A 23,732-nucleotide genomic window follows, 5' to 3' on the forward strand; every position below is an offset into this window, starting at 1 on the left:
GCACATTAATTTCGAGGCATTTTTTTGCTACAATAGATGCAATTTTTTATGCATATTCGATCTAAGCTACTATGACTGACGCTCAAACCGCTCAAAATATTGCAACCACATACGATCCAACCGAGATCGAAAAGAAGTGGTACAAAACGTGGGAAGAACAAGGTTACTTTAAACCTTCTGGTCACGGTGAATCATTCTGTATCATGATTCCGCCACCAAACGTCACTGGTAGTTTGCACATGGGCCATGGTTTTAACAATGCCATTATGGATGCCCTCACCCGTTATAACCGCATGATGGGTAAAAACACTTTGTGGCAACCAGGTACAGACCATGCTGGTATTGCAACGCAAATGGTTGTTGAGCGTCAACTTGGCTTACAAGGCGTAACTCGTCACGACTTAGGCCGTGAAAAGTTCATCGAAAAAGTTTGGGAATGGAAAGAACAATCTGGCGGCACGATCACTAAACAAATTCGTCGCTTAGGTTCTTCGGTAGACTGGTCACGTGAACGCTTCACGATGGACGAAGGTTTATCAAACGCAGTTAAAGAAGTATTCGTTCGTTTACATGAAGACGGTTTAATTTACCGTGGTAAGCGTCTTGTAAACTGGGACCCTAAACTTCAAACAGCACTTTCTGACCTTGAAGTAGAAAGCAAAGAAGAAAAAGGCTCACTTTGGCATTTTAAATATTTCTTTGAAGACAAATCAGTTAAAACTCAAGACGGCAAAGACTATTTAGTCGTTGCAACAACTCGTCCTGAAACTTTACTTGGTGATACTGCGGTTGCTGTTCACCCTGAAGATGAGCGTTATGCACACCTTGTTGGTAAAAATATTGTATTGCCAATCACAGGTCGTTTAATTCCGATCGTTGCCGACGACTACGTTGAAAAAGACTTCGGTACTGGCTGTGTAAAAATCACCCCTGCTCATGACTTCAATGACTATGACCTAGGTAAACGTAATAGCTTGCCAATCATTAATATCTTCAACAAAAACGCCGAAGTTTTAGGTGAGTTTGAATATATTGCAAAAGCTGGCGAACAAATTTCTAAAACGATTACTGCACCTGCGGACTATGCTGGTTTAGAGCGTTTTGAAGCACGTAAAAAATTAGTTGCTCAAGCTGAAGCGGAAAGCTGGTTAGATCAAATCCAACCGTATGATTTAAAAGCTCCACGCGGCGACCGTTCAGGCGTGATCATTGAGCCATTACTGACTGACCAATGGTATGTAAAAATTGCGCCTCTTGCTGAGCCTGCAATTGAAGCGGTTCAAGATGGCCGTATTAAGTTTGTTCCAGAGCAGTACAGCAACATGTACATGGCATGGATGCGTGACATTCAAGACTGGTGTATTTCACGTCAGCTTTGGTGGGGTCATCGTATTCCAGCTTGGTACGATGCGAATGGCAACATCTATGTAGGTCGTAACGAAGAAGAAGTACGCGCGAAAAATAACATCGCTGCTGACGTTGAACTTAAACAAGATGAAGATGTTCTTGATACATGGTTCTCATCTGCACTTTGGACATTCTCAACTTTAGGTTGGACAGGCGACGCACAAAAAGACGTAGCGAATGATTTCTTAAAAACCTTCCACCCAACAGATGTGTTGGTAACTGGTTTTGACATCATTTTCTTCTGGGTTGCCCGCATGATCATGATGACCCTACACTTCATGAAAAATGAAGATGGTTCATCGCAAGTTCCATTTAAGACTGTTTACGTTCACGGCTTGGTACGTGATGGTGAAGGTCAAAAAATGTCGAAGTCTAAAGGTAACGTACTTGACCCATTAGACTTGATTGACGGTATTGATTTAGAAAGCTTAGTTGCAAAACGTACAACTGGCTTAATGAACCCGAAAGACGCTGCGAAGATTGAAAAATCAACACGTAAAGAGTTCCCAGAAGGTATTAATGCTTATGGTACTGACGCAGTTCGTTTCACGTTCTGTGCGCTTGCAAACACTGGTCGTGACATTAAGTTCGATTTAAAACGTGTTGAAGGCTACCGTAACTTCTGTAACAAAATCTGGAACGCAACTCGTTTCGTTCTCATGAATGTTGAAGGTCAAACTGTTGGTCAAGAAGCGCGTCCTGATCTATGGGAACTTCCAGAACAATGGATTATGAGCCGTCTGCAAAAAGCTGAAGCTGCTGTACATCAAGCATTTGCAACGTATCGTTTAGACCTTGCTGCTCAAGCGATTTACGACTTTATCTGGAATGAGTACTGTGACTGGTACGTTGAGTTAACTAAACCAGTTCTGAACGATGCAGAAGTTTCTGAAGAGCGTAAAGCTGAAGTACGTCGTGTATTGCTTGCTGTAATGGAAGCTTCTTTACGTTTGGCTCATCCGTTAATGCCGTATTTGACAGAAGAAATCTGGCAAACGCTTGCACCAATGCTTGGTCAAGGCGGCCCAACGATTATGACTGCTCAATACCCTATTCCTGAGCAAGCAAAAATCAATGAACAAGCTGAAGCAGATATGCAATGGCTTCAAGGCTTGATTGGTGCAGTACGTAACATTCGTGGTGAGTTAGGGCTAGGTAATGCGCGCTTGTTGCCAGTATTACTTCAAAACACGTCTGACGCTGAACGTGAACAAATTATTCGTATTGAAGCATTGTTCAAAGCATTGGCTAAAGTTGAAAGTATTGAGTTCTTGAATAAAGACCAAGAGCCACCTTTGTCTTGCTCTAGCGTTGTGAGCCATGCATCGGTATTTGTACCAATGAAAGGCTTAATTGACCCTAAAGCTGAGCTTGCTCGTTTGCAAAAAGATTTAGATAAAATCCAAAAGCAACACGACCAAATCGCGGGCAAACTTGCAAATGAAGGCTTTGTGTCTAAAGCGCCAGCAGCGGTGGTTGAAGGTGAAAAAGCAAAGCTTGCTGAGTTTGCTGCGCAGTTAGAGAAAGTTAAAGCGAATATGGAGCAGATTGCTGCGCTTTGATGCAGTGATTTGATGTAGAAAATCCCCTCACTTGAGGGGATTTTTATTGTGATTAATAAATATTAAAATGGCCGCAATACAAGCTAATACACTTCCAAAAAATAGATTCAACCCGCTTCCAAAAGCATCAAAAATTAGCCCACCTAAAAAAGCTCCTAATCCTATTGATAAATTAAACATAGTAATATTAAGTGCAGATGCTAATTCAATATGCATAGGAGCTGAACGAATCATCCAAGTCATTAATGATATTGAAACCCCACCATATGAAAGCCCCCAAATTAAAAGTAACACTAGACTAAGGAACTTAGAATCACCGAAAAACATAAATAAAAATAATGTACTACCCAATAATAAAGCAATGATAAACAATGTTTGCCAAAGAAATTTTTGAATACTAAATCCTAAAATAAAATTACCTAGAATTCCAAAAACACCATAAATTAGTAATAAAGCTCCAATAGAAGAATCAGAGAAATGGGCCATTTCTTGTAGTAGCGGACGTATAAAAGTATATGCTGAAAAATGCCCTGTAACTATAAATAAGGTCATCCCTAGCCCAACGACAATATTTGTTTTTTTTAATACAACTAAAGTATCTCTCCATGTACTCGTTTGTTGAACCGTAAGAGGTGGTAATGACCAAAATAGCATTAAAAATACTATTGCAACTAACATCGATATACTAATAAATGCCATCCTCCATCCAAATAAATCCCCTAGATAAACTCCCATTGGCACACCCAATACCGAAGCTGCTGCAACACCACTAAAAATAAGTGAAGTGGCGAGTCCAACTTGTGCAGTTGGAACTAAACGAACTGCAATACTTCCTGCTAGGGACCATATTCCCCCCATAGAAATTCCAAATAATACTCGGGCCAGCAACAACCAATGAAATGCATTAGCCATTGCAAAAACTAATGTTGAAATAAACAATAACAACATAAATAAAAGAATTAATTTACGACAAGTAATGCGGTTAAATACTAAAATGACACATGGTGCAGTAATTGCAGCAACTAAAGATGGAGTAGAAACAATAAGACTCATGCTTCCTAATTGTTGTTGCATACTTTTTGCAATAGGTGTTAATAATCCAATAGGTAGCATTTCTACACTAACTACAATAAAAATCGCCAAAGCAACAGCTATAACTGCTAACCAAGCATGCAAACCAGCTTGAGATTTTTGTTCATTAAGAATGGGGGTTTTCATATTGAGCGGGTACATCAAATATAATGTTGTACTAAAATATACTTACCCCCCTGTACTTGATAAACTCCATTTGAGTGCCAGCAATGGGGAATAAAAGTGGTTAATCTCGCTATAACAGAGATGACTAATTTATCTGACCTTTTAATTTTTGTACGTGTCGTAGAAACTGGGAGCTTTACCGCTGCAGCTGACTCTCTTAATTTGTCACGCTCAGCAATAGGTAAATGTATTCAACGCCTAGAATATAGGTTCCACACCCGTTTAATTTATCGTACTACACGCACCTTGAGCTTAAGTGACGAGGGGCATCTATTCTATGAGTACGCACAACGCATATTACAAGAAGTTGAAGAAACTGAAACCTTGATTATGACACGCACTCAAAAGCTGAAGGGACGTTTACGTCTTACAGTACCTGTTGCTTTTGGTCGAGTTTATATGATGCCAATCATATTAGATTTTTTAAATGTATATGCTGAAATCGAGATTGAAGTAATTTTTTCTGATGAGTTTCAAGATTTAATACATGATGGCATAGACGTTGCGATACGATTTGGGCAACATGTGAGCAGCAATCTAGTTCAACAAAAATTAGCCAGCCATTGGTTAATCACTTGTGCTAGCCCTAGCTATCTGAAAGAAAAAGGTAAACCATACAAAATAGAAGATCTACAGCAACATCAAAATCTTATTTATTTACATCAAGGCCATCAAACACCTTGGCGTTTTCATATTGAAGGAAATAATATTGACTATGTAGCACAAGGTAGAATTCGCTTATACGATGTTGAATCACTACGCGATGCGGCACTAAATAATTTTGGTATTATCCAAGTGGGTGCTTATCTTGTTACCAATGACATTTATCAAGGAACACTTGTACCAGTCTTGGAGGATATTGCACCAATACAACACTCGATCTATGCTGTATATCCATCAAAAAGACATATTTCCCCAAAAGTAAAAGCTTTAATCGAATTTATTCGGTGTTACTGGCAAAAACAACCACCAAGTTGGGAAAATCCTGAAAGCTAGTCATTACTGTCATCAGCTAGCTATCTCGATAAGATTATCTAATAAATCAAAGCACCCCATGCCCCAATAACATCTCTACCCCACTCATCTTTTTCATATGCTTTAAACGTTCCTTTTCCCACTTCACCTGCTGCTTTAGCTCAGCACAGTCAGCATCTACAGCTTTATAAATATCACTAATGTGTACATGTTCTGCTTTCACATTCTTCGCTAACTGAAAAGAATCCAAAATCTCAGCAATTTGACTTTCAAGCTGCTGACTTTGTGCATCCAAAGCAAGTTTATAAAACCTCAATTGCTCGGCAGATAACTCTTTAGCACCTAGCCCCTTATTCTGTTCAAGCTGTAACTGGAGTTTGAGTAAATAAAACAAATCCTGCTTCTCGTAGGCCTGACTTGCTTGTTGGAACAGCTCAGTTTTTTCCTGTTTCTTTGTTTCATCTTGCTCACGGTCTGGGTGAATCATCGCGGCAATTTTTAAATAGACTGTTTTGAGTGACTGAGCTGCTATTTGCTCAGCTTGTTCACGTTTTTGTTGCTGTCTTTGCTGTTTGGCTTGTTCTCTTGCTTGTTGTTGCTCGGCAGCGTACCGTTCAAAGTCTTCTTCTGACTCTCCACTTTGCTCCGTACTTTCATCATATTCAAATTCTATTGACTGAGCTTTTTTATTCTTTTTTACAGACTCCCCCGCATGTTGCTGATAAAAGTTATCGATCTGCTTTACTAACTCTAACTGTTCAGTAGATAACATTTTGGAGCGCTTCAACATTTGTGCAAGCTGGGCATTTTTTTCATTGAGTTGTTGCATGTCTGCTTTTGAAAACTCATGGCTATGCAACATATTCCAGAGTTGGTCCAACTGCTGAAATAAGACCTCATGCAAATCGCCATATACAGGCATCAGTTTTTGCCGAATGTGCTGTTGAATTTCAGCTTGTGCATTTTGCCATGTGCTTAGGCTAACTTTTTGCTGTTCTATTTTATCAATCAGGCGATTCAGTTTTTTCTGCTGTGCAGATGGTTCAGATCTTTGCTGCAAGCTGACTTTGAGATCAAAGGACATACTCATCCACCCGAAAAAGAAAAAAGTGTAGCAATAATCAGATGAGGAAGGTAGCAAAGCATTCTTTAAATACGAGTCAGTCTAAAGATTTATATCTTAAGAAATCCACCAAATCACTAATGGCAAGGTTACGGCAGCACATAAAGTTTGAAAGCTAATCACGGCAGCCATAAGCTGACTATCACCACCCAAAACTTTGGTTAAAATGTATGAAGCAGAAGCCGTCGGTAGCGCAAAGAAAATGACTAAAATCTGTGTTTGCAAACTTGGTAAACCGAACCACGTACAGACCATATAAGCCAAAGCAGGCACAGCTAAAAGTCGAGCAAAGGTGTCGGCTGCCAATACCACAATGTCTTTTTTAATTCGTATAAACTGTAAAGCTGCACCCACACATAACAGGCCCAGTGGCAAACTAGACACTGAAAAAAGCTTAATAAACTGAGTAAAGCCTTCCCAAATCGGGATGTGAAGTACATTGACTACCGCCCCCACTACACACGATGCAATTAAAGGATTTTTAAGGAGTGCAATCAAAACAGGTTTAATTGCCATGTGTTCTTTGGAGGTTAGAGCAAGCACCGAAATAACGTTTACCAGTGGAATGCAAAGTGCTAATAAAATTGCCAGTATTGCCATTCCTTCACTTTTAAAAAGAGAAGTCACTAAAGCCAGACCAATATAGGTATTAAAGCGAACCATACTTTGTACGTGCACACCAAAACGTGCAGGCGGTATGTGCCAAAACATTCGAAGTATGTATAAAAAGGCGGTCACTGCTAAAACCACAATCAACATTGCAATAATGGCTGTACTCAAACTTTGTAAGTCAATTTTTGCGGTCGATAGCGTACTGAAAAGCAAAGCGGGAAATAGAATATAGTAATTCAGCTTCTCTGCCCCAGCCCAAAACTCATCGCTAAAAAAACGATATTTTTTAAACAGGTACCCTGATGCAATTAATGCAACTAAAGGAAAAAGAGATAAAACAATGCTATTCATTTCTTTACTCGAGTTTTGTTGAGGCTTGCTATTTTTGGCAATGACCTTGGCTTACTCATATATTAAAGATAATGAAAACTCATGATAAAATGAGTTTTTACTCATAACAAATACAACATGACATTTACCCAGCTTGAAATTTTTGCACTCATTGCTGAACTAAAAAGCTTTACTGCTACAGCAGAAAAGCTGGGAATTTCACAGTCGGCTGTTTCTCATGCGCTTAAATCATTAGAACAACAATGGGGCATTAACCTGATTTCAAGATCCCAAAGTGATATTGAGCTCACCCCCACAGGTCAACAGCTTCTTACGCATGTAAAAGAGTTATTGAGTATTTCCAACACGTTAGAAAAAGAAGTAGCTGCTATCCACGGTTTAAATGAAGGCACATTACGTATTGGATCTTTTGGGGCTTCGTCCTCTATTTATCTATTGCCTGAAATTTTAGAAACCTTTCGGCAGCGCTACCCTAAAATCGAGATTTATATTGATGAAGGTGAAGATAAAGAAGTTGCTCAGTGGTTATTAGAACGGCGCATTGAGGTTGGTTTTTTAATTATGCCCGATGAGCGCTTCGATACATTCCCCTTAATTGAAGACCGTTTTGTTGCCCTAATTCCAAATGGTTACCCACTCGCAGAGCAGCTCTATATTGATCCAGCACAACTAGAAAACAGCCCTTTTATTATGACAATGGCGGGTAGTCGACATCAGGTCGAATTAATTTTAAAAAACTTTAATGTGAAACCAGACATCAAATTTTATGTTTCACAAATTTTAAGTATCGTGAGTATGGTTCACAATCAATTAGGAGTTTCGATTGTCTCTGATATGGTCATCACCAAAGAGTTGCTCGCGCTCTATCCAAACGTAGTCAAACGCCCGTTTAAACCGAACCTTAAACGTTCTATTGGTCTCGCAGTCAAGAATAAAAAGCACATGAGCCCCGCTGCGAAAGCATTTATTGAGGTTGCCCAATCAGTTTGGTCAGATCATTAAATGATTACAGATAATTTTTAGGAATTTTATAACGAACTTTTTCAGGTCAATTTTCAAGCACATTAGATGACTTTTAACGTAAAAAGCGCCATTACTGCCCCATCCTGACCAAATCAGCGCACCATTTATCGCCAAAAACTATTTATTTAATCCAAATTGGTGCGCTTATTGCATATTCACTTTTATGCAATTGAGTTTGTTTCGACAAACTTAGGTTTTTAGATTCCTTAAATCTATTTTGGTGCAATTTACAGTCCCAGATTTGTTCCAAAATGGAATTTAGCACTTTTTTCGAGCATGCTATGCAAAATGTAGATCTATTTTTCTTAGTACTTGGTGCAGTTTTGGTTCTTGCCATGCACGCAGGTTTTGCATTCTTGGAACTTGGTACGGTTCGCCATAAAAATCAGGTGAACGCACTGAGTAAAATTCTGACTGACTTTGCCCTCTCTGCAATCGCATATTTTTTTGTTGGCTATTACATTTCCTATGGTCAGCACTTCTTCCATGATGGTACGGTTTTATCAAGTGATCATGGCTACAACCTGATGCGTTGCTTCTTTTTGCTCACTTTTGCTGCGGCAATTCCCGCCATTATTTCGGGTGGTATTGCAGAACGCGCAAAAATGCGTTCACAAGCAATTGCGACACTTGCTTTAGTGGCGCTGGTTTATCCGTTTTTTGAAGGCATGGTCTGGAATGGCAACTACGGTTTGCAAAAGTGGTTAGAAACAACCTTCGGTGCAGCTTTTCATGATTTTGCCGGTTCAGTCGTAGTACATGCTATGGGCGGTTGGATTGCACTTGCAGCCGTGATTTTATTGGGTGCACGTTCTGGTCGTTATAAGAAAGATGGTCGTGTAAGTGCTCACCCGCCGTCTTCTATTCCCTTTTTGGCGCTTGGTTCATGGATTTTAATTGTTGGCTGGTTTGGCTTTAACGTGATGAGTGCTCAGCGTGTTGATGCGATTTCTGGTCTGGTTGCCATTAACTCACTCATGGCAATGGTCGGCGGCACCATTACAGCAAATGCGATTGGAAAAAATGACCCTGGTTTCTTACATAACGGCCCACTTGCAGGCTTAGTTGCGATCTGTGCAGGCTCTGACATTGTTCACCCAATTAGTGCGCTTGTTATTGGTGGTGCAGCTGGTGCAATGTTTGTATATCTATTCACTTATACTCAAAACAAACTCAAAGTTGACGATGTGTTAGGTGTATGGCCTTTGCACGGCGTATGCGGTGCATTTGGTGGTATTGCAGTAGGTTTATTTGGTCAACAATGGCTTGGTGGTTTAGGCGGTGTCTCATTCATCTCTCAACTCATCGGGACAGCGCTCGCGATTGCCATTGCACTTGCTGGTGGCTTTATTGTTTATGGCTTACTGAAAGCGACCATTGGTATTCGTCTATCTCAAGAAGATGAGTTCCGTGGTGCAGATTTGTCTATTCATAAAATTTCGGCAAACTCTGAAGAAGGTATGTTTTAATACTTTCTAATGTGCCCAAAGCGACGATACTTCTCGTCGCTTTTTTATTTTTTAAGGAAAATTGGTCCCCTTTCTTCTGTATGGTTTAAGAGCAATTTAAGTTTAATTTTATGTAATTAGTTGTATCCATTGTCGATTGATATTGCATCAGAATGACTACACAAAAACAATTTTTCCAAATTAATATCATCTTTCTTTTTCTCAGTTTTTTTCTGCTTTTAATTGTTTTTCCAGTGGGTGGGAAAATTGATATGTACCTCATCCAGCCTTGGATTGATTCAACAGGTCATTTTTTCAATCGAGACAACTGGTATCTAGAAAGACTTAATCATGAAATTGTTAAACAAATCATTACTACCATTTACGTCATCTTTTTCGGTCTATGGCTTGCGTCATTTAAAGTTGAGAAATTAAAGCCTTATCGTTGGCAATATGGTTATATGTTTTTTGTGAGCATGATTGGTAGCGCATTGGTTAGTCTCTTAAAATCACAATCTGCTCATGCGTGTCCTTGGAATATGATTCATCCTAACAGCTTAGGTGGCTATATTTGGGACTTTACTGCGAAACATGGACATTGTTTTCCGGGTGGGCATGCAAGCGCTGGTTTTATTTTAATAACAGGTTATTTTGTTTATCGCCTTGAGCAGCCTAAACGTGCCTATTTTTATCTCATTGCGGGCATTCTATTAGGCTTTATGATGGGATGGGCACAAATGATGCGTGGAGCACATTTCCTGAGTCATAACTTATGGACAGGTTGGGTGGTTTGGGCGGTAAATGTCTTATTTTATGCAGTTTGTATTCACCGCTTTGAATTTGAAAAACAAATTAAACAAGAACGGGTCTAAATTAAATTCTAGTTTCGTGAACATGTAAAATCTTTGGAAGTTTGACTAAGACCGAAAGTCCACCAAGCTCTAAACTTCTGTCTAGTGTCAAAGTCCCACCTAAACGTTGAGTTGCTCGGTCAACAATGGATAGGCCTAAACCACTCCCCACTTCAAGATGGTGATGTACACGATAAAAACGCTTTAGAACTTTGTCATAATGTTCTGGGTCAATCCCCGCGCCGCTATCTTCAATTTGTATACATGCATCGCCATCTGTAGCAGTGAAAACAGAGATATTAATCATTCCTTCATGAGGCGTATATTTGATTGCGTTATCAATTAAGTTAAAAATGATTGAATGAACTGTTGGCTCAACACTATGCATTTCGATTGGTTCATTACGAACAAATCCCAAGTCGATTTCTTTTTGCATCGCTAAATTCACAAGCTGTTCAACACAATTTAAAGCGACATCATTAAGCTGAAAAGCCCTCGTTGGTTCAATCACACTTAAAGAAACATCCTGCTTAGCCAGCGCTAAAAGCTGTGTCACCAAGTGCTGAATACGCGCTAATCCTTTACTTAAATTTTGTAGCGATTCCTGCTCAGGAAATTGACTAATTAAAATCTTGGTTTGTAAATTCAGAGCAGTCACAGGAGTTCGAAGTTCATGAGCAGCATCTGCAATAAACTGTTTCTGTTCATTTTGTGCCTTAGAAATACGCTCAAACAGTCGGTTCATTTCATCAATTGTGGGTAACAATTCTTGAGGATAATCTACAACTTCAATGGGCGTGAGCTCTTCTGAATCACGATGAGTCAATTCATTTTTAAAGTCATCGATCGGCTTTAGGCCCCGACGAATAATTGCAGCTAAAGCAAAAATCGCAAATGGTAAGATAATCAAATATGGAATGAACATGCTGCCTGCAAGTTCCCAAGCAAAAGCCTCACGAACCTTTTCTTGCTGGCTAATCTGAATTTGATAATCCTTTAACGGCAAAACATAGGTACGGATTAAGCCGTTACTGGTTTTATGTGAGTAAAAGCCAGCTTGTTTAACAGGTGGAACCAATAAATGGAGATGGTGAGATAAATGGGCTTGATCTTTATATGCCCAAATATCTACAAATAAATCTTCTTCATGATAAGTTTTATGAAAATCAAACTTACTTGTTACTGTTTTCAATGGATATTCAGCTGTTCGCTCAGCTAAATAACGCATTTGCGTATCTAAAATTTCATCGACTTCTTGAAGTGCAACTTTATAAGCACTAAAAATTAATATACAACCTAAAATGACACTGAAAACTGAGGTGCCCCAAATCAGTCGTTTTTTTAATGAATAATGCACTGTTATGAAGTTCCAAAATTTAAGTTACGATTGCCCTAAACGATAACCCAGCCCTCGAATCGTTCGAATAAAGTCTTTCCCGAGTTTAGCTCTCAAGTGATGCACATATACTTCAATCGTATTACTGGTTACATCACTATCGAAATCATATAACTTATCTTCAAGATTTGCTTTAGAAAAGATTTTATTTGGGTGGCTCATCAAAGGAATAAGAATTGCCCATTCACGATTAGACAAATCAATACGTTGACCTTTAAAAGTAGCAATGTGCTGTTCAACATTTAAAACCAGATCGCCACTTTGTAATAGCTGCTCATGATTGGCAAGCTGAGCCTCTACCCCGCTACGGCGTAATAGCGCGTGAATACGAGCAAGTAACTCATCAAACTCATAGGGTTTAATTAAGTAATCATCTGCGCCATGGTTTAAGCCATCCACGCGGTTTTGTAACTGATCTCGTGCTGAAATAATTAAGACTGGTGTCGCTGCTCTTTGGCGAATTTGCTTTAAGACTTGCATGCCATCCATCATCGGTAGCCCTAAGTCTAAAAGAATTAAATCGAATTTATTTTTAGCTAACTGAGCCAGACCATCTAAGCCATTATTGACCCATTCCACCTCAAATTGATGATATTGCAGCAACGTTATTGTTGACTCTGCAATCATAAAATCATCTTCAATCATCAAGATTTTTGTCATGTTCTAGGCTCGCTTTAATTCACATGTGCACATGAGTGCAGCATATCCAGTTGAGGGTTGATGACCTGAGTTTTTACGCCTAATAAACTCAGTAAGCTTGGGAATAAATTATCCTGACTTAACTTCTCTTTAGTTTGTTGGCTTAAACAACTTACTTGTGCAAAATTGTTCTGTTTCCAGCGATCTGAAAACCACATCATCATGGGTACATGTGTTTGTTGGGTCGGTGCGATTGCATACGGTGAACCATGTAAATATAAACCATGTTCACCCGTTGATTCACCATGATCAGATAAATACCATAAACCTGTTTGATATTTCGATAATTCTTTTAGATTATTAATGATCTGACTTAACACATGATCTGTGTATACAATGGTGTCATCATAACTATTTAATAACTCTGTTTGAGAGCAACCCTGTATCGCATTAGTATCGCAAGTCGGTTTAAACAGTTGATATTGAGCTGGCGCGCGCTTGTAATAGGCTGGACCATGACTTCCGACTTGATGTAAAACAATCAGTCGTGGACGGGTATCTTCTTTAGGAATAGTCGCTAAATATTCATTTAAGCTATCAATTAAAATATCATCATAGCATTCGCCGTCTTTACACCATTTTTGCTTTAACTTTTCTGGTATTTTGTACTGGTCAACACGATCACAAGTGCCCTTACACCCAGAGTTATTATCAATCCAAGTCACTTGGTAACCCGCACGCTTTGCAATGTCCAATAGACCTTCACGATGACTCGCAAGTTGTTCATTATAGTCAACGCGAGGCATTCCAGAGAACATACATGGAACAGACACAGCAGTTGCTGTACCACATGAGCTGACTTGGGAAAAATTCAAAATATCTTGTTTAGAAAGTTCCGGATTCGTATTTTTCGAATAACCATTTAATGCAAAACTTTCTGCACGAGCTGTCTCGCCAACAACGAGTACCATTAATTTAGGTAGGTTCGTTTGCACTTGCTGAACTTGATGAGCATCTTCACCATAATGTATGAGTGGTAAGTTCTTCTTAGGTGCCATTTTGTGATAATAAGATATTAAAGATGAAATACTATTTTGTGGAGAAATCATACCTTTTAAATCGCGATGCTCACGAAAAATAGATGCAAAATCAACATAATAAACAAATAGCAAAATACCCACGATTGCACACGAGGCAATAATTGATCCGATTTTTTTAAACACTAAATGAGATAATTTTTCTTTTTTAAGATTTATTTGAAAAATTAAAAAGATAGGTAAAACCACAAAGAAAACTGTCCAAAGCCCGAAACGTAATGAAATTAAATCAGAAACTTCAGATACATCAGTTTGTATCATATTTTGAATCTGATCGGGTGAGATGATTACCCCCAATGTATTGACGAAATAAGAGCTAAAACCGCCAACGAAGACCAATAAAATTGCAATAATTTTAGCAGTCCATTTCCAGTTTAAAATCTGTAAAATTGCATAATAGGCAGCAACCACAATAACTATAGTAGCAGCTAAGAATAGAATAGCTTTTAGTCCAATATATGGAGTTAAAAGATGTACTTCATGATAAAAACCAACATTTAGAATTACCCCTAACCAAATGGCTATAATCAAATTAAACATAAACAGTGAAATCTGTTTATGTTTTAAAGTAGAAAAAAAATTCAGCATCCCGGACGACTACAATCTTTTTATGATGCTTCACTGTAGAAATTAAAACTTAAAAATCACTTAAATAAAAATGATCTAATCCAGAGGCCTTATCACATACTTATTTTTTAAATTTTAAACAACAAAAAGGCGAGATTGATTAATCTCGCCTTTTTTAATTTTTAACTAAATATTGTTCTTAGAAACTATATTTAGCCATTAAACCAACACGGTTATCTTTGTAAGACTTACCGTCAAAAGTATCACGCTTACCGTTAACGTACTCAACACCTAAATCAATTGGTTTAACTGGCGTATAAATCACGTTAAGCCATGCTTGTTGAACTTTTTCATTCCCTGCTGCATATGCTTTTGCATAATCAGTACCATCATCAGCGAATTGAGCACCATATGCTAGAGTAGAACGTAAGTTAGGTAAAATCTTATAAGTTCCACCCACTTGTACTGCTACAAATTCATTTTGCTCAATATCACCATTTACGATTGTATAGGCCTTATTACTACCATATAGATAGTTGCTATTACCTACTACATATGATGCATCAGCAAATAGTTTTAAAGGATCAGATACTTTAAAGTCTGTACCAACTGCTACACCCCAACCAGTTTGGTTGTCACCGCCAGCTTTTGATTTATAGTTTTCAACTAATGCACGAGCTGAAGCCGAACCCTTGCCATCTGCATAACCTTGAGTGATTTTAGCAGTTAAGACTGGTAGGCTATATTTGATACTGTCATTTACCCAAGCACCATCTTCATCCTTTGTACCCGTAAGACCAGCACTATCGCCCTCTTCAGCTGCTACAAACAATTGAGTGGTTGGTCCAAGTTTATAGTTATAACGTACTTGCGGAACACGTGTTGTACCACCACCAATGTTTGTCGAGAAATCGATCATTTCTGGTGCATGATTAGACAAGAAGTTAGACGTTGTTTGACCGAACAACCAGTTGTTATAAGTTAAGTAAGCATGACGAATACGCAATCCATCATTTGTACCTGCAAAGTCAACTTCGATTTTACCCCCAACTTTGGCATTACTTACAGGAGCAGTAAAATCTAAACCTAAACGAGTCGTTTTAGGTGTTGCACGAATTTTGTCTTTTGCTTCACCTTTTGATTCAGCTACTTTGTTAAAGTCGTTATCCGCACCTTCGATAATGTAGTTAGCATCACCACGAACATAACCATATAGGTTCACATCAGCGCCAGCTTTAGATTTAAATCCTGCTAAAGGAGAAGCTGGTGCAGCAGCTTGAGGTTGTGCTTTAACTTCAGCTAACTGTACTTGCTGTTGTTGCTGTACTTGCTGTTGTTGTTGCTGAACTTGTTGCTGCTGTTGAATTAAAGCTTTCAGCGCTTCAACTTCTTTACGAAGCTGTTGAATTTCCGCTTTGTCGGAAGTCGCAGCATGTGCCCCACTCATCATTAAAGCTGTAACTGTAAGAGCTAAGCTTTTAATAACAAAAGATTTACGATTAAGGAATAGATCCATCAAAAACTCCTAAAAATATATTTTATGTTGCCTATCCATGCCAAGTTGATTTATGCCATTAAATTAGGGGCTAAAAAATCAACTATCTTCCACTTTGGCTACATTAATTTTATTACCGCAACCAAAACCAATTTCAACGTTATGCAAGACCAAAAGCCCATAACCAAAGACATAAAAAACATACTTTGGTTTACAGATTTTTACCTTAACTTCATGTTGTAACGAATCCTACACAACTCTCTTATCTTATAGAATGATTAAATCGTTATTTCATTATTCTTTTTTAGACTTTAGGCTAATAACCAATCTAATTGAACATTTTTCTGCCCATCTCGATTGATTCACATGATTTTTCTTGTTATCCAATTCCATTTTTTCTCCATTTAGCTTCCATTTGCTATCCACACAAGATGGCACAATTAATTGAGCATTTAAATAGCTAAAAATATACATTTTTAAAAACATAGACGAAGGTATGAGATAAAGCTTAGATCACGGCTTAAGCAACATTAAAATTCTTTATTTCATTTAGTTAACATTATTTTTCCTGCAGTTTCGCATGTTTCCAGAGGAAAATAGGCAGTAAACTGATCACTCCAATAATGACAATAGCTATCAAATAATGGAAATAACCCAGTACATCTCCAATCACACCACTAAAACTATAAAGGAGACCGCTAACAGTCGCCATGACTGATACCTGAAACGTAAAATCTGTTCCCGCATATTCTTTTCGACTGTAATGCATGACCAGAGTCAACATAACCACTAACAACATTGCCGAGAATGCATCTTCTAAAGCATTGACTGAATAGATAGCCCAGACATTCAACTGAATGTTTTGTTCATGGGCATAGGCTAAATAAGCATAGCCTCCTAGGCTCATAATTTTAAAAATTGAAAAAACAATTAGTGCTGTTGGTCTAGAAAAATATTTAAGAACTCCTCCCGCTATTGCCGCCCCAGTGAGTGCCGCTACTGCACCGAGCATCGTGATATAAACACCAATTTGAGTAAAACTCAGCCCCATATCCACCATTAAAGGTTTAAGTAATGGCCCAGCTAAGCCGTCTGCTACTTTAAAAGTGATCAGTACCACTAACCAAGAGCGGAGTTCTTTATTCTGAGAGAAATATCTTAAGTAAACTTTAATCTTTAGGACTAAATTTTGTTGGTCAAATTTGAGTTCACGATTTGAATTGGAAGTATGTTGGGGTTCTTTAAATAATAAAACGGGTAAAGTATTTAAAAATACTAAGGTTGCTAATAGCAAAAAAGTAGGTTGCCATGTCAGCCAGTCTAAACACCAAAGTACAGCTCCTCCACCGACAATAAAACCTAACCGCGAACCAATAACCTGAAATGTATTCCCCCAATGTTGTTGATCATGTTTCAATAAATTGACGGCCAAAGCATCGGTCGCAATATCTTGGGTTGCTCCTGTTAAATTCATAAAAAGAAGTGAAATAAAAAAGGCAAATAAATAAATGGGCTGATCTAAAGCTTGAACGGGGAAAAAAGACAAAATACAAAGTACAGCTACCATCAAAAACTGAGTAGGTAGAATCCAACTACGATAGTGTCCTAAACGGGAAAGTGCGTGTCGGTCGACCCACGGCGCCCAAAAGATCTTAATTGACCACGGCAACATTAGTAGACCAAAACCGCCAATATGGGCGAGTGAAACACCTTCTGCTCTTAAAATCACGGGTAAAGCATGCGTCATAAACCCGACAGGCAGTCCTTGTGCCCAATATAAAGAAAATAGCAGAAGATAGGGATTTTGCTGCCGCAACATAGAAACCTACTTTTTATTTGTTTAATAAGGAATAACATCAAATGTCATTTTGTTCTTACATTTTGCCAATGAAGCATATATTTCAAAAGATTAAGATAAAACTAGGACAAGTTAAAATTTAAAAAAATATGGATCAACATTTCCCTAATTTACCTGATTTGGTACCCCAACGTGGCACTGCTTTAAGCCGAGCGCTATTTAAAAAACTTTTTTTAGCGCAAGGTTGGACAATTGAAGGCGAAGTTCCTAATTTTCCAAAAGCAGTGGCGATTATTTCCCCCCATACTTCCAATATTGATGGATGGTATGGCTTTCTAGCGATTTTCGGATTAGGTATTCAAATTACCGTATTAGGTAAAGACGCTCTTTTTAAACCACCGTTTAAACGAGCTTTAGATTGGGCTGGGGTCATTCCTGTTAAACGTGACACAGCCAATGGACTTACTGAGCAAGTCGTTGCAACCATTCAAAAATATGACAAGATCTGGATTGGAATGGCGCCCGAAGGCACACGTAAAAAAGCAAAAAAAATGAAAAGTGGCTTTTACCATATCGCCGCAAAAACAAATATTCCCATTGTGATGTTTTCTTTTGATTATGATCACAAGACGATTCACTGCTTAGGTCACTTAAATCCAAGTGGCAACTACGACGAAGATCTCACCAAGATTTTTGAGCGTTATGAAGGAAAAATATCACCTAAAAATCGTAATTGGCTTGCTGAACCTTTACAAAATCTAGTGAAAAAAATCTAGCAAAAATTGAGCAAATCTGGTCTCATGAGCCCTCTTAATTTATCTCGACGTAGATTATTTTTAAAGATGAAAATTGCTCAATTTGCCAGTATTGGATTTATCTCTCTAGCACTATTTGGCTGTGATAAATTTAGCAAAACACCAACACCGACAACCTCAATGAAAGCCCGTGAACCTGTGATTGCACTTGCTTTAGGTGGCGGTGGAGCAAAAGGATTTTCACATATTGGTGTAATCAAGGTTTTAGAGTCTCACGGAATTAAACCTAAAATTGTGACGGGTACCAGTGCCGGTAGCTTTGTTGGAAGTATCTACGCAAGTGGACAAACGCCTTATCAATTGCAAAGTCTAGCGCTAAAGTTACAAGAGTCAGATATCCGAGATTTAACACTTAATCGTCAGGGCATTATTCTTGGACAAAAGTTACAGGACTACGTTAACCGTAACGTAGGCAATAAACCGATTGAGAAGTTCCCAATCCGTTTTGCGGCCGTGGCAACTCGCCTTGATAATGGTCAAAAAGCAGACTTTATTAAAGGTAATGCAGGCCAAGCAGTACGTGCATCTTGCAGTATTCCAAATGTATTTGTACCAGCAACAATTGGCAAGCAGAAGTATGTAGATGGCGGATTGGTTAGCCCAATTCCTGTTAAAACAGCTCGTGACATGGGTGCAGACATTGTCATTGCAGTCGATATTTCTGCTCGTCCAGCAGGAAATCGCCCAGCCAATATGTGGGGACTACTGGATCAAACCATTAATATTATGGGCCAACAAAGTATTAATGAAGAGCTCAAGCAAGCAAATGTAGTGATTCAACCTAAAGTTGGCCACTTAGGTACGCTTGATCTCAAATCAAGTAACCAAGCAATTTTAGAAGGCGAAAAAGCTGCTCAAGCGCAAATACGCCAAGTTGAAACCGCAATTGCAAACTTCAAAAAATCTCCAGCCGCATTTAAGCCTGCACCACGTCCTAAATTCTAATTGAGTTGGTTTTTTTCTATCCACACTCTCCATCATCTGCTACAGTGGTAAAAGTGATATTGAGTCACTTTTACCCATCATAAAGATATATAAAAGAGCAGATCTATGGAGTTTGTTATACAACCTTGGCACTGGTTTGTATTGGGTATCTTACTTATTCTTTCTGAACTGATTCTACCCGCCTTTGCCGCACTTTGGTTTGGTATTGCCGCCATTATGGTGTGCTTTCTCTACTGGTTATTTCCAGATATTAGCCTCACTACGCAAGTTGTACTGTGGATAGTTCTGTCAGTGCTATGCACCATTCTTTGGTTCAAATTTATTAAACCATTATCAATTGATAAAACTAAAGCGGGATTACCTCGCGAAGCAACCATTGGTCAAATTGGTATGGTGATTCAAACTGGTCTCGACCACGAACAAATTATTGTTCGCTTTCCAATGCCAATTTTAGGGGCCGATGAGTGGAACTGTCGAAGCACCACACCAGTTAAAGTCGGTGATCGTGTCAGAGTTATTGATATTTCGGGTAATGACTTAATTGTTCAATCCCACGGTACTTCATAAACATTAAAGATAAAGAGAGGGTATTTTCATGCCAGTCGGTACTATTATTGTTTTAGCCTTTTTGGCTTTTGTGGCTGTCACCATTTTTAAAGGGGTTCGTATTGTTCCTCAGGGTTATAAGTGGATTGTTCAACGTTTAGGTAAATATCACTCTACCCTAAATCCGGGGCTTAATTTTGTGATTCCCTATGTTGATGAAGTGGCTTATAAAGTTACCACCAAAGATATTGTGTTAGATATCCCGTCTCAAGAAGTGATTACGCGTGACAATGCCGTATTGCTCATGAATGCGGTAGCCTATATTAATTTAACCACACCAGAAAAAGCAGTTTACGGTATTGAAAACTATACATGGGCGATTCAAAACCTTGTACAAACCTCATTACGTTCTATTGTCGGTGAAATGGATTTAGATGATGCCTTGTCTTCACGAGACCATATTAAAGCTAAGTTAAAAGCAGCTATTTCTGATGATATTTCAGATTGGGGTATCACATTAAAAACTGTAGAAATTCAAGATATTCAGCCCTCTTCAACCATGCAAGCTGCCATGGAAGCTCAAGCTGCGGCAGAACGTCAACGCCGTGCGACAGTAACAAGAGCTGATGGTGAAAAACAAGCTGCTATTTTAGAGGCTGACGGTCGCTTGGAAGCCTCTCGCCGTGATGCAGAAGCACAAGTTGTTTTGGCTGAAGCTTCACAAAAAGCGATTGAAATGGTCACAAGTGCAGTGGGTGATAAAGAAACACCTGTTGCTTATCTGTTAGGCGAGCAGTATGTCAAAGCAATGCAAGATATGGCGAAATCAAGCAATGCTAAAACCGTGGTTTTACCTGCCGATGTTTTAAATACAATTCGCGGCATTATGGGAAAACATAATTAATTTAGTTACTTTAAATAAGTATTTAAAAGCAAAACGGTGGCTATCATGCCACCGTTTTTTATCTTTTATATTATTGGTTTTTTAATTTTTTCTGATCTTTCAAAGGAAGTTTTTTTACAACTAAATCATAAGAATCATGAATCAAATCTTGAAGTAAATCACTTGTTAAGTTCTTATGCGGTGTAATCGAAATCCAGTGCTTTTTATTCATATGATAGCCCGGAATAATAAATGAATAGAGCTCCTGATATTCCTGACTTTTATACGGATCACATTTGACATTAATCATTTTGACGCCCGCGACTTCTGTAGTCAGCATGAATATTTTTTCTAATATTTTAAAAACTTTATATTCAGGTCCAAATGGATGAGTCTGTTGGCTAAAAGGAAGATTTCGTGCAATTTCAATTGCATTTTGATGGAGTTGCGCACCATTCATTCTTTTCTCCTTTATTCATTGAATATGAATAGAAGTATGAATATTGATTTAATCTTATTAATTGGTACGAGCTAAAAGAAATTGTGAGATATCTATTAATTCTTTTGCATCGTCACCAAAATGAGCTAAGGCTTCAAAAGCTTGATCATGCAATTCTTTAGCATAGGCCTTTGCTTGTTCGAGCCCCATTAAGGCTGGGTAAGTCGACTTTTGTACTTGCTCATCCTTACCCGCAGTTTTACCCAAGGTTTCAGTACTCGAAGTAATATCAAGAATATCGTCTAACACCTGAAAAGCCAGTCCAATGGTCTGTCCATATTGACGCAACTTTGGAATTGCTTGATCAGTTCCAGAGAAAATTGTCACTGCACCCATCATAATGGCTGCTTGAATGAGCGCACCAGTTTTATTGCGATGGATATTTTCAAGTTCGTCTTGAGTAATTTGCTTGCCTTCAGCTTGCAAATCTAAAACCTGTCCAGAGACCATTTTGGAGCTGGCAGTTGCTAAAATCTGCATTTGTTTTAATACAATCGCGGCATCGGTACCCTGCCCTTGTTCATCAAACAAACGGCTACCTAAAATCTCAAAAGCCATTGATTGTAAAATATCGCCTGCAAGCAAAGCAGTATCTTCACCAAACGCAACATGACAAGTCGGTTGACCACGACGCAGTAAATCATTATCCATACAAGGCAAATCATCATGCGCTAGTGAGTAACAATGAATAAGTTCAACCGCAACCGCAGCACGACGAGCCGCAGCAAAATTTGGATTTGGCTGTAAAGAGGCAGTGGCATAACATAAAGCCGGACGCACACGTTTTCCACCAAGCATGACTGCATGGTGTACTGCACTTTTTAAAGGCTCTGGAATTGAGAATGCGGACAATGTCGTCAATAAATCTTGTTGAATACGTTGTTGAGCTTGTTTTAAAACATCCGCATTAACTTGAGAGAGTGATGACACAGTCGCCTCGATAAAATCAGTAGAGAAATTTTATTGAATGTTATGAAGCATTCATGCGCTACATCATACACGATTCACTGTGAAAAGTGCGTGATGAGTTTTCGAAGGCCTATGTAAAAAAGCCTCTACAAAATGGAGAGGCTTTTTCATTCTTAACTGTTTTAGAAACTGTCACCCGGAACGCGTACCCAACCTTCCATTAACACACGTGCACTACGGCTCATAATTGCCTTTTTAACGACCCATTGATCATTAACAAGTTCAGCTTGAGCGCCAACACGTAATGTTCCAGATGGATGACCGAAACGTACCGCTTCACGTTCGCCACCGCCCGCAGCTAAATTTACTAAAGTCCCCGGAATAGCGGCTGCCGTGCCAATCGCTACTGCCGCTGTTCCCATCATAGCATGGTGTAATTTACCCATCGACAAAGCACGAACCAATAAGTCGACATCATTCTTTACAACGTTTTTACCACTTGATGCCGTATAGTTCTTCGGTTTAGAAACAAATGCAATTTTTGGTGTGTGCTGACGCGCAGCTGCTTCTGAAATATCTTTAATTAAGCCCATCTGAACTGCGCCATAGGCACGAATTTTTTCAAAACGTGCCAATGCAGTTGCGTCACTATTAATATGATCTTGTAACTCAGTACCTTCGTATCCTAAATCTTCTGCATTTAAGAAAATGGTTGGAATACCAGCATTAATAAATGTGGCTTGAAAACTACCAATCTCTGGAACATCTAATTGGTCAACAACATTCCCTGTCGGGAACATATCACCGCCTTCTTCACCATCATCGGCCGGATCTAAAAACTCAATTTGAACTTCAGCGGCAGGGAAAGTCACTCCATCGAGTTCGAAATCACCAGTTTCTTGAACTTGACCATTGGTGATAGGCACATGCGCGATAATGGTTTTTTGAATATTTTTTTGCCAGATTCGAACCGTGCATAGACCATTTTCTGGAATACGATCTGCATCTACCAAGCCATTTGAAATCGCAAAAGAACCAACAGCCGCAGTCAAATTACCGCAGTTACCGCTCCAATCTACGAAAGCTTGATCTATTGAAACCTGACCAAATAAATAATCAACATCATGCTCTGGCTGAGTACTTTTAGCGAGAATAACAGTTTTGCTGGTACTCGAAGTGGCTCCCCCCATCCCATCAATTTGTTTTCCATAGGGGTCTGGGCTACCAATGACACGTAGTAAGAGCTGATCTCTTGCTTGTCCTGCAACTTGGGCTTTTTCTGGCAAATCATCAAGCTTTAAAAAGACACCTTTACTGGTTCCACCACGCATATAAGTTGCTGGAATTTTAATTTGCGGTACTGAGCTCATATCAACTGTTATCCTTACTATTATGTTCTTCTATATCAAAACAAGCATTCTTGTTTACCCTTCTCTGCATCTTAAATTGTTTTAAGGCCAAGAGATAGCGATCTGCTTTATACATCAATCGTATTGACGCGAGCATATTTTGAGAATTTAGCAATATGCTGGCA

Annotated in this window: 21 protein-coding genes; 9 read left to right on the top strand and 12 right to left on the bottom strand. The window is 38.8% G+C overall.

Annotation, left to right across the window (positions count from 1 at the left end):
- The first annotated feature begins 71 nt into the window (after nucleotides 1-71).
- Nucleotides 72-2,969: a valine--tRNA ligase gene (locus AWW73_RS14880; protein WP_062850035.1), complete on the top strand. Its 2,898-nt coding sequence runs from the start codon at nucleotides 72-74 to the stop codon at nucleotides 2,967-2,969.
- Nucleotides 2,970-2,996: 27 nt separating this feature from the next.
- Here AWW73_RS14880 and AWW73_RS14885 read toward each other — a convergent pair whose 3' ends face one another.
- A complete protein-coding gene (locus tag AWW73_RS14885; RefSeq protein WP_065129217.1) occupies nucleotides 2,997-4,187 on the bottom strand; it encodes an MFS transporter in 1,191 nt (396 codons plus the stop codon).
- Between the two features lie 96 nt (nucleotides 4,188-4,283).
- Here AWW73_RS14885 and AWW73_RS14890 point away from each other — a divergent pair, with 96 nt between their 5' ends.
- A complete protein-coding gene (locus AWW73_RS14890) occupies nucleotides 4,284-5,222 on the top strand; it encodes a LysR family transcriptional regulator (protein ID WP_205630329.1) in 939 nt (312 codons plus the stop codon).
- Nucleotides 5,223-5,268: 46 nt separating this feature from the next.
- Here the strand turns inward: AWW73_RS14890 and AWW73_RS14895 are convergent, their stop codons facing one another.
- Nucleotides 5,269-6,285 (bottom strand): hypothetical protein, encoded by a 1,017-nt coding sequence (locus AWW73_RS14895; RefSeq protein ID WP_062850038.1) that lies wholly within the window; start codon nucleotides 6,283-6,285, stop codon nucleotides 5,269-5,271.
- A gap of 96 nt (nucleotides 6,286-6,381) precedes the next feature.
- Nucleotides 6,382-7,287, bottom strand: a complete 906-nt coding sequence (locus AWW73_RS14900) for an AEC family transporter (RefSeq protein ID WP_062850039.1) — start codon at nucleotides 7,285-7,287, stop codon at nucleotides 6,382-6,384.
- Nucleotides 7,288-7,404: 117 nt separating this feature from the next.
- Between AWW73_RS14900 and AWW73_RS14905 the strand changes: the two genes are divergently transcribed.
- From AWW73_RS14905 to AWW73_RS14915, 3 genes are all read left to right on the top strand, one after another.
- Nucleotides 7,405-8,289 (top strand): LysR family transcriptional regulator, encoded by an 885-nt coding sequence (locus tag AWW73_RS14905; RefSeq protein ID WP_062850040.1) that lies wholly within the window; start codon nucleotides 7,405-7,407, stop codon nucleotides 8,287-8,289.
- A gap of 302 nt (nucleotides 8,290-8,591) precedes the next feature.
- Nucleotides 8,592-9,779 carry an ammonium transporter gene (locus AWW73_RS14910; protein WP_062850138.1) on the top strand — a complete coding sequence of 396 codons (1,188 nt, stop codon included), beginning with the start codon at nucleotides 8,592-8,594 and terminating at the stop codon, nucleotides 9,777-9,779.
- A 152-nt stretch (nucleotides 9,780-9,931) separates the two neighbouring features.
- The gene (locus tag AWW73_RS14915; protein ID WP_062850041.1) at nucleotides 9,932-10,630 is read left to right on the top strand and encodes a phosphatase PAP2 family protein; all 699 of its coding nucleotides are present in this window, start codon (nucleotides 9,932-9,934) and stop codon (nucleotides 10,628-10,630) included.
- A gap of 1 nt (nucleotide 10,631) precedes the next feature.
- On the opposite strand, the gene AWW73_RS14920 is transcribed toward AWW73_RS14915, so the two are convergent.
- From AWW73_RS14920 to AWW73_RS14950, 6 genes are all read right to left on the bottom strand, one after another.
- Nucleotides 10,632-11,966: a sensor histidine kinase gene (locus AWW73_RS14920; protein ID WP_062850042.1), complete on the bottom strand. Its 1,335-nt coding sequence runs from the start codon at nucleotides 11,964-11,966 to the stop codon at nucleotides 10,632-10,634.
- A gap of 24 nt (nucleotides 11,967-11,990) precedes the next feature.
- The gene (locus AWW73_RS14925; protein WP_002116411.1) at nucleotides 11,991-12,665 is read right to left on the bottom strand and encodes a DNA-binding response regulator PmrA; all 675 of its coding nucleotides are present in this window, start codon (nucleotides 12,663-12,665) and stop codon (nucleotides 11,991-11,993) included.
- Between the two features lie 14 nt (nucleotides 12,666-12,679).
- Entirely contained in the window at nucleotides 12,680-14,329 is a 1,650-nt protein-coding gene (locus tag AWW73_RS14930; protein WP_062850043.1) for a phosphoethanolamine transferase, read from the bottom strand.
- Nucleotides 14,330-14,507: 178 nt separating this feature from the next.
- Nucleotides 14,508-15,824: a DcaP family trimeric outer membrane transporter gene (locus AWW73_RS14935; protein WP_062850044.1), complete on the bottom strand. Its 1,317-nt coding sequence runs from the start codon at nucleotides 15,822-15,824 to the stop codon at nucleotides 14,508-14,510.
- Nucleotides 15,825-16,097: 273 nt separating this feature from the next.
- On the bottom strand, nucleotides 16,098-16,289 hold the full coding sequence (locus AWW73_RS14945) for a hypothetical protein (protein WP_081409651.1): 192 nt from the start codon (nucleotides 16,287-16,289) through the stop codon (nucleotides 16,098-16,100).
- A gap of 73 nt (nucleotides 16,290-16,362) precedes the next feature.
- Nucleotides 16,363-17,622 (bottom strand): MFS transporter, encoded by a 1,260-nt coding sequence (locus AWW73_RS14950; RefSeq protein ID WP_062850046.1) that lies wholly within the window; start codon nucleotides 17,620-17,622, stop codon nucleotides 16,363-16,365.
- A 128-nt stretch (nucleotides 17,623-17,750) separates the two neighbouring features.
- Between AWW73_RS14950 and AWW73_RS14955 the strand changes: the two genes are divergently transcribed.
- The 4 genes from AWW73_RS14955 to AWW73_RS14970 all read left to right on the top strand — a co-directional run bounded on the left by AWW73_RS14955 (nucleotide 17,751) and on the right by AWW73_RS14970 (nucleotide 20,811).
- A complete protein-coding gene (locus AWW73_RS14955) occupies nucleotides 17,751-18,377 on the top strand; it encodes a lysophospholipid acyltransferase family protein (RefSeq protein WP_062850047.1) in 627 nt (208 codons plus the stop codon).
- A 66-nt stretch (nucleotides 18,378-18,443) separates the two neighbouring features.
- Nucleotides 18,444-19,361, top strand: coding sequence for a patatin-like phospholipase family protein (locus AWW73_RS14960; protein WP_014207516.1), 918 nt, complete (start codon nucleotides 18,444-18,446; stop codon nucleotides 19,359-19,361).
- A 105-nt stretch (nucleotides 19,362-19,466) separates the two neighbouring features.
- Nucleotides 19,467-19,928: an NfeD family protein gene (locus tag AWW73_RS14965; protein ID WP_016143355.1), complete on the top strand. Its 462-nt coding sequence runs from the start codon at nucleotides 19,467-19,469 to the stop codon at nucleotides 19,926-19,928.
- A 28-nt stretch (nucleotides 19,929-19,956) separates the two neighbouring features.
- Nucleotides 19,957-20,811, top strand: a complete 855-nt coding sequence (locus AWW73_RS14970; RefSeq protein WP_002116544.1) for an SPFH domain-containing protein — start codon at nucleotides 19,957-19,959, stop codon at nucleotides 20,809-20,811.
- A gap of 70 nt (nucleotides 20,812-20,881) precedes the next feature.
- On the opposite strand, the gene AWW73_RS14975 is transcribed toward AWW73_RS14970, so the two are convergent.
- The 3 genes from AWW73_RS14975 to prpF all read right to left on the bottom strand — a co-directional run bounded on the left by AWW73_RS14975 (nucleotide 20,882) and on the right by prpF (nucleotide 23,568).
- Nucleotides 20,882-21,250, bottom strand: coding sequence for an MmcQ/YjbR family DNA-binding protein (locus tag AWW73_RS14975; RefSeq protein ID WP_062850048.1), 369 nt, complete (start codon nucleotides 21,248-21,250; stop codon nucleotides 20,882-20,884).
- A gap of 57 nt (nucleotides 21,251-21,307) precedes the next feature.
- Nucleotides 21,308-22,219: a polyprenyl synthetase family protein gene (locus tag AWW73_RS14980; RefSeq protein ID WP_062850049.1), complete on the bottom strand. Its 912-nt coding sequence runs from the start codon at nucleotides 22,217-22,219 to the stop codon at nucleotides 21,308-21,310.
- Nucleotides 22,220-22,380: 161 nt separating this feature from the next.
- A complete protein-coding gene (gene prpF, locus AWW73_RS14985; RefSeq protein ID WP_062850050.1) occupies nucleotides 22,381-23,568 on the bottom strand; it encodes a 2-methylaconitate cis-trans isomerase PrpF in 1,188 nt (395 codons plus the stop codon).
- Between the last annotated feature and the right edge of the window lie 164 nt (nucleotides 23,569-23,732).

It is taken from the genome of Acinetobacter lactucae (genome assembly GCF_001605885.1).
Taxonomy (GTDB): domain Bacteria; phylum Pseudomonadota; class Gammaproteobacteria; order Pseudomonadales; family Moraxellaceae; genus Acinetobacter; species Acinetobacter lactucae.